This is a genomic window from Enterobacter sp. UCD-UG_FMILLET (assembly GCF_000762975.1).
GTDB classification, from domain to species: Bacteria; Pseudomonadota; Gammaproteobacteria; order Enterobacterales; family Enterobacteriaceae; genus Enterobacter; species Enterobacter dykesii.
The window spans coordinates 26,704-42,339 of record NZ_JRJC01000053.1 but is presented as its reverse complement, the minus strand read 5'-3'; the positions used below and the strand labels follow the sequence as shown (position 1 = coordinate 42,339).

15 protein-coding genes are annotated in these 15,636 nt (G+C 51.6%); 14 read left to right on the top strand and 1 reads right to left on the bottom strand.

The features are described 5' to 3' along the window. The 13 genes from cusF (at window position 1) to LA04_RS22765 (ending at window position 13,936) form a co-directional block, all read left to right on the top strand. Window positions 1-342 carry a cation efflux system protein CusF gene (gene cusF / locus LA04_RS22825; RefSeq protein ID WP_047653321.1) on the top strand — a complete coding sequence of 114 codons (342 nt, stop codon included), beginning with the start codon at window positions 1-3 and terminating at the stop codon, window positions 340-342. An 11-nt stretch (window positions 343-353) separates the two neighbouring features. Continuing rightward, complete coding sequence (locus LA04_RS22820) at window positions 354-1,604, top strand: efflux RND transporter periplasmic adaptor subunit (protein WP_047653320.1); 1,251 nt, start codon at window positions 354-356, stop codon at window positions 1,602-1,604. A gap of 10 nt (window positions 1,605-1,614) precedes the next feature. After that, entirely contained in the window at window positions 1,615-4,797 is a 3,183-nt protein-coding gene (gene silA, locus LA04_RS22815; RefSeq protein WP_047653319.1) for a Cu(+)/Ag(+) efflux RND transporter permease subunit SilA, read from the top strand. Between the two features lie 439 nt (window positions 4,798-5,236). Then, a complete protein-coding gene (locus tag LA04_RS22810) occupies window positions 5,237-5,764 on the top strand; it encodes a fimbrial protein (protein WP_047653366.1) in 528 nt (175 codons plus the stop codon). 85 nt (window positions 5,765-5,849) lie between these two features. Continuing rightward, window positions 5,850-6,152, top strand: coding sequence for a fimbrial protein (locus LA04_RS24610; protein WP_152594390.1), 303 nt, complete (start codon window positions 5,850-5,852; stop codon window positions 6,150-6,152). 273 nt (window positions 6,153-6,425) lie between these two features. After that, on the top strand, window positions 6,426-8,930 hold the full coding sequence (locus LA04_RS22800; protein WP_047653318.1) for an outer membrane usher protein: 2,505 nt from the start codon (window positions 6,426-6,428) through the stop codon (window positions 8,928-8,930). A 59-nt stretch (window positions 8,931-8,989) separates the two neighbouring features. Next, window positions 8,990-9,739, top strand: coding sequence for a fimbria/pilus periplasmic chaperone (locus LA04_RS22795; protein WP_047653317.1), 750 nt, complete (start codon window positions 8,990-8,992; stop codon window positions 9,737-9,739). Window positions 9,740-9,751: 12 nt separating this feature from the next. Continuing rightward, window positions 9,752-10,354 (top strand): fimbrial protein, encoded by a 603-nt coding sequence (locus LA04_RS22790; RefSeq protein WP_052119571.1) that lies wholly within the window; start codon window positions 9,752-9,754, stop codon window positions 10,352-10,354. Next, window positions 10,347-10,910 carry a fimbrial protein gene (locus tag LA04_RS22785; RefSeq protein WP_161785601.1) on the top strand — a complete coding sequence of 188 codons (564 nt, stop codon included), beginning with the start codon at window positions 10,347-10,349 and terminating at the stop codon, window positions 10,908-10,910. The genes LA04_RS22790 and LA04_RS22785 overlap by 8 nt, the downstream gene beginning before the upstream one ends. Before the next feature lie 10 nt (window positions 10,911-10,920). Beyond that, on the top strand, window positions 10,921-11,421 hold the full coding sequence (locus LA04_RS22780; protein ID WP_052119570.1) for a fimbrial protein: 501 nt from the start codon (window positions 10,921-10,923) through the stop codon (window positions 11,419-11,421). 23 nt (window positions 11,422-11,444) lie between these two features. Further along, on the top strand, window positions 11,445-11,975 hold the full coding sequence (locus LA04_RS22775) for a fimbrial protein (RefSeq protein WP_047653316.1): 531 nt from the start codon (window positions 11,445-11,447) through the stop codon (window positions 11,973-11,975). A gap of 108 nt (window positions 11,976-12,083) precedes the next feature. Continuing rightward, window positions 12,084-12,899, top strand: coding sequence for a fimbrial protein (locus LA04_RS24210; protein ID WP_161785600.1), 816 nt, complete (start codon window positions 12,084-12,086; stop codon window positions 12,897-12,899). A 593-nt stretch (window positions 12,900-13,492) separates the two neighbouring features. After that, entirely contained in the window at window positions 13,493-13,936 is a 444-nt protein-coding gene (locus LA04_RS22765; protein ID WP_047653315.1) for a PACE efflux transporter, read from the top strand. A 51-nt stretch (window positions 13,937-13,987) separates the two neighbouring features. On the opposite strand, the gene LA04_RS22760 is transcribed toward LA04_RS22765, so the two are convergent. Beyond that, window positions 13,988-14,755 (bottom strand): DeoR/GlpR family DNA-binding transcription regulator, encoded by a 768-nt coding sequence (locus tag LA04_RS22760; protein ID WP_047653314.1) that lies wholly within the window; start codon window positions 14,753-14,755, stop codon window positions 13,988-13,990. Between the two features lie 86 nt (window positions 14,756-14,841). Between LA04_RS22760 and LA04_RS22755 the strand changes: the two genes are divergently transcribed. After that, window positions 14,842-15,426, top strand: a complete 585-nt coding sequence (locus tag LA04_RS22755) for a GDP-mannose pyrophosphatase (protein ID WP_047653313.1) — start codon at window positions 14,842-14,844, stop codon at window positions 15,424-15,426. Window positions 15,427-15,636 lie beyond the last annotated feature (210 nt).

The window sequence follows — 15,636 nt, the reverse complement described above, 5'->3', positions numbered from 1 at the left end:
ATGCGCAATTCACTTAAGGCCGTTGTATTTGGTGCGATTTCTATTGTGTTTTCTGCCGGCCTCCAGGCTGAGGTTCATCAGCACGAGATGATGAGTGCTGCCAGCGAAGGGGCCTCAGAGCAGGTCATCAGGGGAACCGGTATCGTGAAGGGCATTGATCTGACGAATAAAAAAGTCACGATTTCCCATGAAGCGATCCCGGAAATTGGCTGGCCCGCGATGACCATGCGTTTTACCTTTATTCAGGCTGACGAGAGTATTAATTCTTTAAAAGTCGGCAGTCACGTGAATTTCTCGTTTGTTCAGCAGGGCAATCTCTCTTTACTCAAGAGCATTAAATAGCGAGACGCGGCATGGCCTCATTAAAAATAAAATATGCTGCCATGATAGTCAGCAGCCTGATTGCGGGAGGGCTGATATCGGTGACGGTATGGCAGGCGCTTCATTCATCTGCAAAAACGGAAAATAGCGTCTCTGAAAGAAAGGTGCTTTTCTGGTATGACCCGATGAAGCCAGACGTGAAATTCGATAAGCCCGGCAAATCGCCGTTTATGGATATGGATCTGGTTCCGAAATATGCGGATGAAGACGACAGTAAAAGCAGTGCCGGTATCCGTATCGATCCGACGCAGGTCCAGAATTTAGGATTAAAAACGCAAAAAGTGACGCGCGGAACGCTGAACTATGCCCAGACGATCCCGGCTAACGTCAGCTATAACGACTATCAGTTTGTCATTGTGCAGGCGCGCGCGGAAGGCTTTGTGGAAAAAGTGTATCCGCTGACGACGGGCGATAAGGTGAAGAAAGGCACGCCGCTCATTGATATAACCATTCCTGACTGGGTAGAGGCGCAGAGCGAGTTTCTGCTGTTGTCCGGTACCGGCGGAACGCCGACGCAAATCAAAGGGGTTCTGGAACGGCTTCGTCTGGCGGGTATGCCGGATGACGATATTCAGAGACTGCGTGCGACCCGTACCATCCAGACCCGATTTACCATCAGGGCGCCGATCGACGGAGCGATCACGGCCTTTGACCTGCGTACCGGCATGAATATTTCGAAAGATAAGGTGGTGGCGCAAATTCAGGGGATGGATCCGATCTGGATCGGCGCGGCAGTGCCTGAATCCATTGCTTATCTGCTGAAAGAGACCTCGCAGTTTGCTGTTTCGATACCGGCTTATCCGGATAAATCCTTCCCGGTTGAAAAATGGAGTCTTCTGCCGAGCGTGGATCAAACCACCCGTACGCTACAGGTGCGCCTGCAGGTATCCAACAAGGATGAGCTGCTGAAACCGGGCATGAATGCCTACCTGAAGCTGAATACTCGAAGCCAGGAAATGCTGCTGATCCCCTCCCAGGCCGTTATTGATACCGGCAAAGAACAGCGCGTGATTACCGTCGATGCGGACGGGAATTTTGTACCGAAAAGGATCCACGTACTGCATGAATCTCAGCAGCAGTCCGGCATTGGTAGCGGGCTGGAAGAGGGGGAGTCGGTAGTGGTCAGCGGTCTGTTCCTGATTGACTCGGAGGCCAATATTACCGGCGCGCTGGAGCGCATGCGCCACGCTGAAGCCGCTGACGACGCGAATTCTGGCCATTAAGGAGACGATGATGATTGAATGGATTATCCGGCGGTCGGTCGCCAACCGTTTCCTGGTCATGATGGGGGCGCTGTTCCTCAGCGTCTGGGGCACATGGACGATTATTAACACGCCAGTTGATGCCTTGCCCGATCTCTCTGACGTTCAGGTGATTATCAAAACCAGCTACCCCGGCCAGGCCCCGCAGATTGTTGAAAACCAGATGACCTATCCACTGACTACCACCATGCTGTCGGTTCCCGGCGCAAAGACCGTGCGCGGTTTTTCGCAGTTTGGCGATTCGTACGTGTACGTCATTTTTGAAGACGGCACCGATTTGTACTGGGCCCGTTCGCGCGTGCTTGAGTATCTGAACCAGGTTCAGGGCAAGCTGCCTGCCGGCGTGAGCTCTGAAATTGGTCCTGATGCCACGGGCGTGGGCTGGATATTTGAGTATGCGCTGGTGGATCGCAGCGGAAAACACGATCTCGCTGAGTTGCGCTCATTGCAGGACTGGTTCCTGAAATTTGAGCTGAAAACGATCCCGAACGTGGCCGAAGTGGCCTCCGTCGGCGGCGTGGTAAAGCAGTATCAGATCCAGATCAATCCGTTAAGGCTGGCTCAGTACGGCGTTAGCCTGCCGGAGGTTAAGCAGGCGCTTGAGTCGTCTAACCAGGAGGCGGGGGGATCGTCAGTTGAAATGGCGGAAGCGGAGTATATGGTCCGGGCCAGCGGCTATCTGCAGACGATGGACGATTTCAATAACATCGTCCTGAAAACCGCCGAGAACGGGGTACCGATTTACCTTCGCGATGTTGCCCGCGTACAAACGGGGCCGGAAATGCGGCGCGGTATTGCCGAGCTGAACGGGCAGGGGGAAGTTGCGGGCGGCGTGGTGATCCTGCGTTCGGGCAAAAACGCGCGCGAGGTCATCACGGCGGTGAAAGATAAGCTGGAGACGCTGAAGGCCAGCCTGCCGGAAGGCGTTGAGATTGTGACCACCTACGATCGCAGCCAGCTCGTCGATCGGGCAATCGACAACCTGAGTTCCAAACTGCTCGAAGAGTTTATCGTGGTGGCGATTGTTTGCGCCCTGTTCCTCTGGCACGTCCGCTCCGCGCTGGTGGCGATTATCTCTCTGCCGCTTGGCCTGTGTATTGCCTTTATCGTCATGCATTTCCAGGGGCTGAACGCCAATATCATGTCGCTGGGCGGGATTGCCATTGCGGTCGGCGCGATGGTGGATGCCGCCATCGTCATGATTGAAAACGCGCACAAACGGCTGGAGGAGTGGGATCGCCAGCATCCGGGAGAGCAGATTGACAACGCTACGCGATGGACGGTGATCACCAACGCCTCTGTCGAGGTTGGCCCCGCGCTGTTTATCAGCCTGCTGATCATTACCTTGTCGTTCATTCCCATCTTTACCCTCGAGGGGCAGGAAGGGCGGCTGTTCGGCCCGTTGGCCTTTACGAAAACGTACGCCATGGCGGGCGCGGCCGCGCTGGCCATTATCGTCATACCGATTCTGATGGGGTTCTGGATCCGGGGAAAAATTCCCGCGGAGACCAGCAATCCGCTGAACAGACTGCTGATTAAAGCCTACCACCCGCTACTGATTAAGGTGCTCCGCTGGCCAAAAACAACCCTGCTGGTTGCGGCCTTATCCCTCATCACGGTGATCTGGCCCCTGAGCCAGGTGGGCGGGGAGTTCCTGCCGAAGATTAATGAGGGCGATCTGCTGTATATGCCGTCAACGTTGCCGGGCGTCTCTCCGGCAGAAGCGGCCGCGCTCCTGCAGACCACGGACAAACTCATCAAAACCGTGCCAGAAGTGGCCTCTGTTTTCGGCAAGACGGGTAAGGCCGAAACGGCTACGGATTCCGCGCCGCTCGAGATGGTGGAAACCACCATTCAGCTCAAACCCGAGAATGAGTGGCGGTCCGGCATGACGATTGACAAGATTATTGACGAGCTCGATAAGACCGTTCGGTTGCCCGGCCTGGCGAACCTCTGGGTTCCGCCCATCCGTAACCGTATCGATATGCTTTCCACCGGGATAAAAAGCCCGATTGGTATCAAGGTGTCAGGTACCGTTTTGTCGGATATCGACGCCACGGCGCAGAGCATCGAGGCGGTAGCCAAAACGGTGCCGGGCGTGGTGTCTGCCCTGGCTGAACGCCTTGAGGGCGGGCGCTACATTGATGTCGATATCAACCGGGAAAAAGCCTCCCGCTATGGGATGACGGTGGGTGATGTGCAGCTCTTTGTCTCCTCGGCTATCGGCGGGGCGACGGTGGGGGAAACGGTGGAAGGCGTGGCCCGGTACCCGATTAATATTCGCTATCCTCAGGACTACCGGAACAGCCCGAACGCGTTGAAGCAGATGCCGATCCTGACGCCGATGAAACAGCAGATCACGCTGGGCGATGTTGCGAATATCAACGTGGTTTCCGGCCCCACGATGCTGAAAACGGAGAATGCCCGGCCTGCGAGCTGGATTTATATCGATGCTCGCGGCAGGGATATGGTGTCGGTGGTGAACGACATTAAGACGGCCATCAGTCAGAACGTAAAGCTGAGGCCGGGCACCAGCGTCACATTCTCCGGGCAGTTTGAGCTGCTCGAGCACGCCAACAAGAAACTGAAGCTGATGGTGCCGATGACGGTAATGATCATCTTTATTCTGCTGTATCTGGCGTTCCGCCGCGTGGATGAAGCGCTGTTAATCCTGATGAGTCTGCCGTTCGCCCTGGTCGGTGGGATATGGTTCCTCTACTGGCAGGGCTTCCATATGTCTGTGGCAACCGGCACCGGTTTTATCGCTCTGGCCGGGGTGGCAGCAGAATTTGGGGTGGTCATGCTGATGTATTTGCGCCATGCCGTTGAAGCGCATCCGGCGTTGTCCCATCGGGACACGTTCACCGAACAGGGGCTGGATGAGGCGCTTTATCATGGCGCCGTGCTGCGCGTGCGGCCAAAGGCAATGACCGTCGCGGTGATCGTTGCCGGTCTGCTGCCCATTCTGTGGGGTACCGGTGCCGGGTCAGAAGTCATGAGCCGGATAGCGGCGCCCATGATCGGCGGGATGATCACGGCGCCGCTGTTATCGCTGTTTATTATTCCGGCGGCGTATAAATTAATCTGGTTGCGCAGGAAGAGAACGACGACGGCCGTTAGTAAAGAGGAGAGGTGGGTAATACCTGATAAATAAGCTATTCATATGCGCAATGTCTTGCGGCATTGCGCAGCCATCTGGACGAGGCGAGATTAAGGATATCGCCTCCGGGGTAATATGGTTACCGCCCTCGCGTAATGGCGGGATTATTCAGCGATTCGCCAGCACGTCTACGTATTGCTTGTTATTACATTAAACACTAATATTGATAACTCACAGCAATCCCCCAATACCTGAAATAACATTAATTCCTTTTTTCTCTCCAGAAATCAGCGGCCCGAGAAAAGAAATGGATTGAGACCCGTCAAGCCTGCATATCTTGCCATTAAATACTCTTTTTTAGTCTCATTTGACACTGTGTTGTTGTTGAAGCAGCCCCCTCGAAAGGGAAGAATATATACACATTGCTCTTGTCAGAAAAACTGAGAAAGCAATGAACCCAAATGGGCAATATCTTATTGAAGAGAGTTCTTATATGAAGGCAAAGAAAATCGCTCTCGCGATTGCGATGATAGCTGGTGCTATGATCGCAAATGCGAATGCAAAAGATCAGGGACATGGTACCGTAACGTTTACGGGTTCTATTATTGATGCGCCTTGCTCCATTACACCGGACAGTGCTGATCAAACCGTTGATTTGGGTCAGATCTCTAACCTGGCGCTGGAAGATGGCGGTACCTCTATTCCTCAGGTTTTCGCTATCAAACTGCAACAGTGTAATACCGAAACCAAGAAATCAGTGACCACCACGTTCTCTGGCACCGCATCTGCAGCTAACCCGGATCTGCTCGGTATTCAGGGCACCGCGAAAGGCGCTTCTGTTGAGATTACCACGGACACCGGTACGCCGATTAAACTGGGCCAGGCTTCTCCGGCGCAGGCACTGCTGAATGGTGATAACGACCTGACGTTTGCTGCTTTCCTGAAGGGTGATGGCGCGTCTGCGACAATCGTCCCAGGTAAATTCCAGGCCATTGCAAGCTTCGCTCTGGATTACCCATAATCCCGGCATGACTTATTACGCAAGTAATTAACCTTGTTGTTGTGCTGGTGATTAGTCAACTGTCTTAATCACTGGCACTTTTTTCATGAAACCAGAGCGTATTTTAATGATTGTATTATCTGGACTTCGGGTGATTATATTTCCCTGTATATTGATACCCTGCATAGCGGCGGCAAATAATCCCCGCCATGCGCTGACCGATCAAGGTCACGGTATTGTCAATATGCAGGGAAGTATAATTGATACCCCATGCGCTATCGCCACCGCGGATCGTGAGCAAAGCATTGAAATGATGACCACGACCGTGGGTGAAATTATTCACAACGGCCGTGGAAATAAAAATCCCTTTTCGTTAACGCTGGGTCAATTGCAATCTGCATATAAATAAGGATGCGCAAACCCTGTCATCCCATTTCCAGACGACTTTTGATGGTCCATCTTTAGATGGACTTTTTTCCGTGGACGGCGCCTCAGGCGTAGGGATTGAAATTACGGATGACGCCGGAAATGTGGCGCAACCTGGGAAAGCGCTCCCTCCGGGTACATTGAGCAACGGTTCACAAATTCTTAAATACCAGTTGCGTCTTATGAGTAATCGCGACCGCCTGAAAGTGGGTGAGTATACGGCCACGATACGCTTCAAAGTTGATTACTTTTGAAAATGAAAAAAGTCAATAAAACCATCTTTCTGGGCAAGTTACACCCTGTAGCGATTGGTGTGTTTCTTGCGTTTCTTGCAGTCAAAGGCGTTCACGCTGAAGAGAATGTCGAATTTAACACTGATGTACTCGACATTAAAGAGCGGAATAATGTTGATTTGAGCCAGTTTTCCCGGGCGGGTTATTTAATGCCCGGTAAGTATCAGCTTACGCTAAAGGTCAATAAAACCGACATACCGGATCAGACGGTAGAGTATTTCCCGCCTGAAGACGATCCGAAAGGGAGCGAAGTTTGCCTCACAGCCGAGCATGTCTTACAAATTGGCCTGAAAGAGTCCATCGTTAAGGGTGTTTCATGGTGGCATAACGGACAGTGTCTGGATCTTCATTCTCTGGAAGGAATGGTAGCCAGAGCCGATCTGGGAACAAGTACCCTCTATCTCAGCATTCCTCAGGCATACCTTGAGTATACGGCAGAAAACTGGGATCCGCCTTCTCGCTGGGATGAGGGAATTCCGGGCGTACTGTTTGATTACACCGTCAATGCAACGTCGTCGAAACAACAGGAACAGCGTTCCAGTTCCGTCACGGGTAACGGCACGACGGGAGCGAATTTGGGTGCCTGGCGCCTGCGAGGTGACTGGCAAGCGCAATACATACGCAATACCGGAAATGAGAGTCAAAAACAGCAAAGCTGGGACTGGAGCCGGGTTTATACCTATCGGGCTATCACTGCACTGCGGGCAAAACTGGTGCTGGGAGAAGACTATTTAAATTCCTCTCTGTTTGACAGTTTCCGTTTTACCGGCGCCAGCCTGTCTACAGACGATAACCAGTTGCCGCCCAATCTCCGCGGATATGCGCCGGAAGTGGTGGGGGTCGCGAAGACGAACGCCAAAGTGACTATCAGCCAGCAGGGGCGCGTGATTTATGAAACCACTGTCGCGCCAGGTCCGTTTCGTATCCAGGATCTCAACTCGGCGGTATCCGGCAAGCTGGATGTCAAAGTGGAAGAGCAGGATGGCGGAACCCAGACTTTCCAGGTCGACACCGCCTCCATTCCCTATCTGACGCGACCGGGGCTGGTGCGCTACAAAATAGCGATGGGCAAACCGTCTGATTATGACCACCATTCTCAGGGGCCAAATTTTGCTACTGGCGAAGCATCATGGGGCGTGAATAGCGGCTGGTCATTATATGGCGGAACGCTACTTGCAGGGGACTATAACGCGCTCTCCTTAGGGGTCGGGCGCGATCTGTTGATGTTTGGGGCAATTTCCTTTGACGTCACGCAGTCCCGGGCTGCGATTCCTAATCAGGACACATTAAGCGGTAAATCTTATCGCGTCAGCTATTCGAAACGCTTCGATGAGTTTGACAGCCAGGTGACCTTTGCGGGTTACCGCTTCTCAGAACGTGACTTTATGAGCATGTCTCAGTATCTGGACCGCCGCTATCACAACGGCGATAACGGTGGGCGCGATAAAGAACTGTACACCATCACCATGAATAAACAGTTCCGCGAACAGAACATGAGCGCGTTTCTGAACTATAGCCACCAGACTTACTGGGACAGGGAAGCGACGAACACCTGGAACGTTTCGGTATCGAGCTTTTTTGACGTCAGTCGGTTTAAGAACATCAGCCTGACACTGTCTGCCTACAGAACTGAATATGACGATTCTAAAGATGATGGCGTCTATCTGAGCTTATCTGTGCCGTGGTCCAACGGCGCAACATTAAGCTACAACAGTCAGTACAGCGGAGACAGCAGTAGCAATACGGTGGGTTATTACCAGCGCATCAATGCCAACAATTATTACCAGGTTAATGCCGGCAGCACGACTGACGGCCGAGGTACCGGGAGCGGGTACTTTACCCATGATGGCGATAGCGCAAGTGTGACCGCCAATGCCAGCTATACCGGCAGCAAATCCAGCGCCGCAGGTCTTTCGCTACAAGGAGGCGTTACCGCTACCGCTAAAGGTGCGGCGCTGCACAGAACCAATTCGGCAGGCGGAACCCGAATGCTCGTTGATACGGCAGGGGTGGAAGATGTTCCCGTGCAGGGCATGGCGGGGATTGTTCGTACCAATGCCTTCGGTAAGGCGGTCGTTGCGGATGTTAGCAGCTACTACCGAAGCAGCGTGAGCGTTGATCTGGACAGCCTGCCGGAAAACGTCGATGCCACACGTTCAGTTGTGCAGGACACGTTAACGGAAGGCGCGATTGGCTACCGTGCCTTTGGCATTCTTGCCGGACAGAAGGGCATGGCGGTGATCAAACTGGCTGACGGCAGCGAACCGCCGTTTGGCGCAGAAGTACGCAATGGAGACAACATGACAACAGGGATTGTCGCCGAAAACGGCAGCGTCTGGCTTTCAGGTATGCGTCCTGGAGAGCGCATGGACGTGTACTGGGGCAACGACGCGCAATGTTACATCGAGTTGCCACCATCGCTGCCGGAAACAATCAACAATCTGTTGTTGCCTTGCCTCTCACGCTGATCGTCGTGATGGGGTCAGGCAAAACCGTCATTATCATTTTGTAATAAAGAGAGTGAGTTATGTGTTTTGTGCAGAAAAAGATCGGTTTAACGCTGGGTGTACTCGCACTGGCGTTAGTCGCACAGCAGGTGAATGCGGCCATTGCGCTTGATCGCACCCGGGTGATTTATAGCGGCAACCAGAAATCAATGAGTGTCACCGTGACGAATCAAAATAAATCCTTGCCGTATCTGGCGCAGTCCTGGATTGAGGACAGCAACGGTAATAAAACCGAGACGCCGTTTATGGCATTACCACCGGTACAACGCGTTGAGCCCGGCACGAAAGGTCAGGTAAAAATTCAGGGTAATAACGCCCAGGCGTTACCGCAGGACAGAGAATCGCTGTTCTATTTTAACGTACGCGAAATTCCGCCGAAGAGTTCTAAACCCAATACGCTTCAGCTCGCGTTGCAAACCCGCGTCAAACTCTTTTACCGCCCGGAAGCGTTGCAGTTACAAAACGGGATGGAGAACGAGGCCGCGAAAAAACTCACCTTAACTCATCAGGGTGAAGGATTCCAGTTAACCAATCCCACGCCTTACTACCTGACGATTGTCGCAGCAGCGACGTCAGAGAAGGGCGGTGATATTGAGAGTTTTAAACCTGTAATGGTCGCGCCTAAAGAAAGCATTGCACTGGGCATAACCGCGGCTTCACTGGGCTCACATCCGGTACTGACCTCCGTGAATGATTACGGTGGTCGGCCGAAACTTGTTTTTAACTGTGCAGGGAATACCTGTTCAGTGGACCATGTTAACGCGGGCTAAGGAGAAAGACCTGTGAACGGAAAAGCATTTTACCGCTACTCGCGCACGTGTGCGTTGAGTCTGCTCCTGAGCGGCAGCGTGGCGAGTAATGCTCTGGCTGTCGATGACTGGAATGTCCAGGGTGAGAATGGACAGTTGCACGTTCACGGCGTTCTGCGTAACGGAAGTTGCCTGATCAGCATGCGTTCAAAACTGCAGGATGTGGTAATGGATAACTCGGCGCTAGGGGCGATGAAACGCCCGGGCGATACCGGTAAACCGACACAGATCGTATTTCGTCTTCTGGGTTGCGAAAGCACCGGTGGTCTGCAGCGCAGTAATCGGGTAGGGCCATCGACATGGGATGAAACCCAACCGGTGGTCACAGTCAGCTTCGTTGGTGCAACGGATCCTGACGATCCTACGTTATTGCTGATCGCCGGGATGTCTGGCGTCGGCCTTCGCATCCTTGACAGTAACGGCAGAATCGTAATTCCCGGCACTCGCGGCAAACCGCAGTTTGTGACGACGGGCAGTGATGAACTGACCTATACCGTTATCCCTGTTCGTACCATCGCCCCGCTGATTGCGGGAGAATTTCGCGCCTCAGTTGATTTCGGAATCAGTTATGACTAATTCACGCGTGATGACGTTTAAACGCCTTGTCCGTACACCGCTCCTCGCGCTGGTGCTGCTGGCCCCGACGGTATGTCAGGCGAATAAAGGCGACACCTATAAGCTGACGATCAATATCGATGGCACCCTGGTGGCAAACGGTTCTTGTCAGTTTAATCAGGGCGACAGCCTGACGGTCGACTTTGGTGATGTGAAATTGCTCCCGGAAGGGACGGACACCATGACGCTGGATGGGAATTACCGTAAATCGATTACCAGCGCTTTTACCTGTACTGGTGACACTGCCGGACTCTTGCAAATGCAATTGGCTAGCCTATCAGGAAGCTATAAAGCTTATAACGGAACCGACGTGATTGAGATAGACAAAGGTATGCTTGGCGTCGAACTGTTAGTAAATGGCGCTCCGCAGGCGTCGGGGAAGTGGTTCACCATCGACCAAAGCAAGCCACCCACGCTTGAGGCAGAGTTAGTACAAATCAGCACAACGAACAGCAAACAGGTGACAAATGGCGATACGTTCACGGCTTCTGCCACATTGCAACTTTCGTTTAATTGAGCAGACAGTTATGAAGAGAATATTTCACATTGTCACCTTATCTGGCTTGCTGCTGACCGGGACGCCGCAGGCCGCGCAGGTTGGCGATCAGATGTCTGTCAATTTTAAAGGCACATTTATCATTACCACGCCCTGTACGGTTTCGGGCGATGAGGTGATAGATGTATCGTTTGGCAGCATCAGCGTGGGTAAAGTAAACGGCATCGACAATAAACAGGACATTCCTTATACCGTTGACTGCCACGGCGCGCCGGATGATTCCGCGCTCAATATTCAGGTGAGCGGGGTGGCCGAAATTTTCGATGACGCCGCCGTTACGACCTCTGCTGACGGGCTGGGTATCCAGATTCAGGCTAACGGCGTGCCGATGAAACTCAACCAGCCTCTGAAGACGACGCTTGGCGGCCTGCAATCCCTGGTGCTGAGCGCGGTACCGGTGAAGGATCCGGCAAAAGTATTGAGCGAACAGACATTTTCCGCCACTGCCACCCTAACCGCTGATTATTTCTGAGGCACAAAATGAACAGTCACAGAATGAAGATAACTTGCTTGGGCGCGGTTGCGCTCATTCTCCTGGCCGGTCTGCCTGCCAGGCCGGCGCTGGCTCTCGAAGACAATCTGCATTTTAGCGGCACGCTGACCAGTGCACCCTGCGGGCTGGATCCGCTGACCACCGATCTGAACGTCGATTTCGACATGATCATGGAGCCGGATATGTATGCCTATGCCCGCTCAAAAGGGGTGCCGTTTACCATTACCCTGACGGACTGTGATTTGTCGATAGCCAGCAAAGCGACGATTACCTTCAAAGGTACAGAAAGTTCGGAATTACCCGGGTTTTTAGCGGTGACGGGAGAAGCAGCAGGTATTGCTATCGGTATGGAAACGCAGAACGGGATCGCCGTACCCTTTAATACACAGACGCCGGAACACGTGCTGACCAGCGGAGATAACAGCGTAACCCTGATGGCGTATGTCCGGGGGGAGCCGACCGCTCTGCGTCAGGAGAAAATCACACCTGGCAATTTTTCTGCGGTGACAACCTTTGTGCTGGCTTACCCCTAATTAAGAGATAACAGCGTGACTATTTTTAAACGATTTAAACGTAATATGAAGATGACGATCAATATCCTGCTTTTCGCGATAATCATTATTACGGGGCAGGGAAAGTCTATGGCTACGATATTAGGTGGTACCTTCAATGGAATATGTGCTCCTACCACTATACCTCCATCGTATAACGATTTATATACATTTGCTTTAGGTCAGTGCTCGATTACATTGAGTAAGACTGTTTACCCTCCCGTTTCAGGTTATTACTCCCTTGGTATCGGGGAGGTTTATTATAATGGTTCGCTTGGTTACCAATTATTTTCTTCAACCTTAACTTATCTCGATGCATCTAAGCCGCTAAATAGCCAGGATATGAGGCCTGGCTATAGTGTATATTATTTTCACGAATATAGTGGTGGTCTTGCCTGTAATTTGCTTAAAGCGCCAGACGGAAAAATCTATACCCTTGATTTAGGATATCAACTCTGTAAAATTAATTCTTCGCCACCTTTGCCACCTACGCCTCAGGTCGACACCTCCTGTACCATTAACAGCGGTAACGCATTAAGTGTGTCGTTAGGTTCACTGGATCGCGCCACGCTACCCACCACACCAAGCTCAGGCACCGCCAAGCACATCAAGATCCCGGTGAGTTGCACAGGCGGAGACGTCACCGTCTCGATGAATATCACCTATACGGCGATTACCATTGGCAGCACGCAGGCAGTAAAAACCTCGGCGAATGGGGTAGGCACGGCGATTATTTATAACAACGCCGCCGTAACCCCAACCAGCAAAGCCACAATTAACTTAAAAAGTGGATCGAATACGGTCGATCTGGGTTTTCAGGCAATTCGTGACTCAGCGGTGGCAGTGAAGGATATTCCCACCGGGGCGTTTACGGCCAGCGCAGTCATGGTAATGACTCAACAGTAATCCCCAAATAATTCTGCTTACCTTTAACGGGACGGAAATGATTTTTCGTCCCGATATTTATGAATACATTCATGTTAAATATAAAGTGCAATTATTATTCAACATGACAGGCTGGATTTTGACCGCCACGTAGCTCTGCTGCTGCGGTTCAATTTGACCAGAGATCCTGATTTATTAACTCGCTTCCAGTCCTGGGCCGAGCACTATCGGAAGGTTCACAATAGTCCTGATGTCAACTTCAGCCTGATGATGATCTACAGGGCGCAACACAGCGAAAAAGCAAAAGAGATATGTATGCAAAGCAACGCACTGTGGCCAGAGGATATGCGCTTTAGATGCGAGAAGTTTTAGCGCTCATCTGACGGGAGGACGAGGGAAGGATATTGGGTTGTATGGCCGTTAGTGGTCTACATACCACAGATTAAATTTAACATAATATACATTATGCGCACCAATATGGAACCAGAAGAAATCTGGCATTTTATGGGCATCGTTTTCCTGGATGCTAATAGCCTCAACATAACCTGCACGTTCAGAAAGAGTTGAAAAATGTCTGATATACTTCAGCTTTTGATAAACGCTGTTGTAAGCAAATGGAAATTGAATTAAATAAAAGTGTTAAAGAGAGAGTTTTCCACGCTGTCATTTTTGAAGTGACGGCCAACGTTATCATCGCGCTGTCACTCGCCTGGCTGATGAACGTGTCGGTACTTCAGTCAGGCTCGTTGTCCGTGATATCTGCACTTACCGCAACGGTCTGGAATTTTATTTTTAATAAGCTCTTTGATTCCCTGCAGAAAAAACATCAGTTTCAACGCACATTTCTCGTTCGCGCAATCCATGCGGTTGGTTTTGAAACGGGACTTATCATCTCCTTAATCCCTGTGGCAATGGTTATGCTGAACCTGACCGTGACGGAGGCATTTTTTGTCGAGATTGGCCTGGTGCTGTTTTTCCTGCCCTATACGATGCTGTTTAACTGGCTTTACGACTACCTGCGCTGGACGTTCGTTGGACGAAAGCGTTCGGCGTTATAGCTAAGTGAATCAATGTAAAAAATGAAGAAGCGCGTGTAGCTCAAGGCTTCTTCAGTCACTCTCTGAGGTCAACACGACGGAGACCCCTTTTTCAGATACCGCGCGGATCCAGTCCCGATCGGTATTGTCTTCAACGACGATGGTGTTCACCGATGACACATCGCCAATCACAAACGAAGACGCTGTGTTGACCTTTTCCGGAGAAGCCAGGACGACCGTCTCCGCGGCTCTGCCGGAAAATGCACGTTTGATGCACGCTTCTTCGAAATCGCCGGTTGTCAGCCCCGCATCAGGATGGATCCCGGTCACGCCCATAAAGAACAGATCTGCATGAATATTCTCGATGCCTTTGATGGCCGCAGCGCCGACCGCAACAATGGAGTGCTTATACAAGCGACCGCCGATCAGAATCACCTCGATGGAAGGATGATTCACGAGCCTCAGGGCGATGCTCGGGCTGTGCGTAACCACCGTAATGCGCAGGTCAGGAGGGAAAAACGTAATCAGCTCCGAAGTTGTCGTGCCGCCGTCAACGATCACCACCTGCCCTGATGAAATCAGCTGAGCCCCTTTCCGGGCGATCCTCTTTTTTGCATCCATCTTCACGGATTGCCGTTCGGCAAATGGCGCAATAGCAGAAGATGACGGCAGCGCGCCGCCGTGTACCCGCTGTAAACGCCCTTCTGCCGCCAGCTCGCGTAAATCACGTCGAATGGTGTCTTCAGAGACGTCAAAGAGCATGCTGAGTGCTTTTGACTGGACCTGACCTTCGGCGCCGAGCTTTTCGAGGATTAATTGTTTTCGCTGACTGGTGAGCATCATGAATTCCTGATGTTGCATGTTTTATCTTGAAAGTGCACTATAATGCTGTTTATGATAATTACTCTACGTAAGGAGGAACAAACGTGCAATCAAAACGTGCAGATGTGCGCATCATTGACAGTGAAACCCTGTCCGATCACTGGTACAACCTAAAAAAATACACCTTCGACCTGCAGCGCCGTGATGGTGAATGGCAGCGGCAGCAACGGGAGGTCTATGACCGTGGCAACGGCGCGACTATTCTTCTCTACAACCGTGAGAAAAAGACGGTGATCCTGACGCGCCAGTTCCGTTTCCCTGTCTTTATCAACGGGCATGAGGACGATTTAATTGAAGCCGCGGCGGGACTGCTGGACAACATGGATCCCGAAAGCCGCATAAAAGCAGAAGCGGAAGAAGAGACAGGATTTCACGTTTCGAGCGTGCAGAAAATCTTTGAAGCCTATATGAGCCCGGGCTCCGTCACGGAAAAACTCTATTTTTATCTTGCCGAGTATCAGCCAAAAGACAGAACCGGCGCAGGCGGCGGGATCAAGTCTGAGGGAGAAGATATCGACGTGCTGGAAATGACGCTTGAAGAGGCATTACGCGGCATTGAAACAGGCAAGATTGTCGACGGTAAAACCATCATGCTGCTTTATCATATTGCTCTTAAAGGCATTATGTAGACTGCTGGTTAAAATCCTGATTTGAATCTGGGTCGGTACGCTTGTCCAATACTCGAATGTAAAGCGGAAAACCTCCTAAATTTTGCAGCCTACTATATTTAGTGAACGATTCGGGATTTGACAAAATCTTCAAAAATTTGCTGAGTCATCTGCGTTTACCATTAGAAATGCCACAAGTTGACCAGGCTACCAGTTGAGGTAGCCTGTCTT

Excerpts from the sequence above, each read along its gene's own strand:
- LA04_RS22810 (WP_047653366.1), top strand. The coding sequence starts at position 5,237 with ATGAAGGCAAAGAAAATCGCTCTCGCGATTGCGATGATAGCTGGTGCT.
- LA04_RS22800 (WP_047653318.1), top strand. The coding sequence starts at position 6,426 with ATGAAAAAAGTCAATAAAACCATCTTTCTGGGCAAGTTACACCCTGTA.
- LA04_RS24210 (WP_161785600.1), top strand. The coding sequence starts at position 12,084 with ATGGCTACGATATTAGGTGGTACCTTCAATGGAATATGTGCTCCTACC.
- LA04_RS22760 (WP_047653314.1), bottom strand. The coding sequence starts at position 14,755 with ATGCTCACCAGTCAGCGAAAACAATTAATCCTCGAAAAGCTCGGCGCC.
- silA (WP_047653319.1), top strand. The coding sequence starts at position 1,615 with ATGATTGAATGGATTATCCGGCGGTCGGTCGCCAACCGTTTCCTGGTC.
- LA04_RS22820 (WP_047653320.1), top strand. The coding sequence starts at position 354 with ATGGCCTCATTAAAAATAAAATATGCTGCCATGATAGTCAGCAGCCTG.
- LA04_RS22795 (WP_047653317.1), top strand. The coding sequence starts at position 8,990 with ATGTGTTTTGTGCAGAAAAAGATCGGTTTAACGCTGGGTGTACTCGCA.
- LA04_RS22775 (WP_047653316.1), top strand. The coding sequence starts at position 11,445 with ATGAAGATAACTTGCTTGGGCGCGGTTGCGCTCATTCTCCTGGCCGGT.
- LA04_RS22785 (WP_161785601.1), top strand. The coding sequence starts at position 10,347 with ATGACTAATTCACGCGTGATGACGTTTAAACGCCTTGTCCGTACACCG.
- LA04_RS22765 (WP_047653315.1), top strand. The coding sequence starts at position 13,493 with ATGGAAATTGAATTAAATAAAAGTGTTAAAGAGAGAGTTTTCCACGCT.
- LA04_RS22780 (WP_052119570.1), top strand. The coding sequence starts at position 10,921 with ATGAAGAGAATATTTCACATTGTCACCTTATCTGGCTTGCTGCTGACC.
- LA04_RS24610 (WP_152594390.1), top strand. The coding sequence starts at position 5,850 with ATGAAACCAGAGCGTATTTTAATGATTGTATTATCTGGACTTCGGGTG.
- cusF (WP_047653321.1), top strand. The coding sequence starts at position 1 with ATGCGCAATTCACTTAAGGCCGTTGTATTTGGTGCGATTTCTATTGTG.